The following is a 1,742-nucleotide window of genomic DNA, read 5'->3' as shown; positions in this document are numbered from 1 at the left end:
TGTAGAACTTAAAATTAAACATTTGCGAAGTCAATTCGCTTTTTAATTCTTTTGAAAAAGAATAACAACAAATAATAATGAGCTAGTAAAATTTCTCATTTCTAAAATGAGAGTTTGATCCTGGCTCAGGACGAACGCTGGCGGCATGCCTAATACATGCAAGTCGAACGAGCTGCGCCTATTGATAGTTGATGCTTGCATTAACTAGATTTAAGTTAGCAGCGAGTGGCGAACTGGTGAGTAACACGTGGATAACCTGCCCAGAAGAAGGGGATAACACCTGGAAACAGATGCTAATACCGTATAACAACGAAAACCACATGGTTTTCGTTTGAAAGATGGCCTTTGTGCTATCGCTTTTGGATGGATCCGCGGCGCATTAGCTAGTTGGTGAGATAAAGGCTCACCAAGGCAATGATGCGTAGCCGACCTGAGAGGGTAATCGGCCACATTGGGACTGAGACACGGCCCAGACTCCTACGGGAGGCAGCAGTAGGGAATCTTCCACAATGGACGAAAGTCTGATGGAGCAATGCCGCGTGAGTGAAGAAGGGTTTCGGCTCGTAAAACTCTGTTGTTAGAGAAGAACGGGCGTGAGAGTAACTGCTCACGTCGCGACGGTATCTAACCAGAAAGTCACGGCTAACTACGTGCCAGCAGCCGCGGTAATACGTAGGTGGCAAGCGTTGTCCGGATTTATTGGGCGTAAAGCGAGCGCAGGCGGTCTTCTAAGTCTGATGTGAAAGCCTTCGGCTTAACCGGAGAAGTGCATCGGAAACTGGGAAACTTGAGTGCAGAAGAGGACAGTGGAACTCCATGTGTAGCGGTGAAATGCGTAGATATATGGAGGAACACCAGTGGCGAAGGCGGCTGTCTAGTCTGTAACTGACGCTGAGGCTCGAAAGCATGGGTAGCAAACAGGATTAGATACCCTGGTAGTCCATGCCGTAAACGATGAGTGCTAGGTGTTGGAGGGTTTCCGCCCTTCAGTGCCGCAGCTAACGCATTAAGCACTCCGCCTGGGGAGTACGACCGCAAGGTTGAAACTCAAAGGAATTGACGGGGACCCGCACAAGCGGTGGAGCATGTGGTTTAATTCGATGCTACGCGAAGAACCTTACCAGGTCTTGACATCTTCTGTTAACCTAAGAGATTAGGTGTCCCCTTCGGGGGCAGAATGACAGGTGGTGCATGGTTGTCGTCAGCTCGTGTCGTGAGATGTTGGGTTAAGTCCCGCAACGAGCGCAACCCTTGTCATTAGTTGCCAGCATTTAGTTGGGCACTCTAATGAGACTGCCGGTGACAAACCGGAGGAAGGTGGGGATGACGTCAAATCATCATGCCCCTTATGACCTGGGCTACACACGTGCTACAATGGACGGTACAACGAGTTGCGAAACCGCGAGGTCAAGCTAATCTCTTAAAGCCGTTCTCAGTTCGGATTGCAGGCTGCAACTCGCCTGCATGAAGTTGGAATCGCTAGTAATCGTGGATCAGCATGCCACGGTGAATACGTTCCCGGGTCTTGTACACACCGCCCGTCACACCATGAGAGTTTGTAACACCCAAAGTCGGTTAGGTAACCTTTTGGAGCCTGCCGCCTAAGGTGGGACAGATGATTAGGGTGAAGTCGTAACAAGGTAGCCGTAGGAGAACCTGCGGCTGGATCACCTCCTTTCTAAGGAAAAATTCGGAAACCTTACACAATTGAAGTCTTGTTTAGTTTTGAGAGTTTTACTCTC

At 49.3% G+C, this 1,742-nt stretch carries 1 rRNA gene; it reads left to right on the top strand.

From position 1 onward, the window contains the following. Positions 1-102 precede the first annotated feature (102 nt). Positions 103-1,678 (top strand): 16S ribosomal RNA (locus AC6UDD_RS06890). Positions 1,679-1,742: the final 64 nt, after the last annotated feature.

The organism is Fructilactobacillus sp. X2R1C3 (assembly GCF_059901425.1).
The sequence above is the reverse complement of the archived record's forward strand: the minus strand, read 5'-3'. Positions and strand labels throughout refer to the sequence as shown.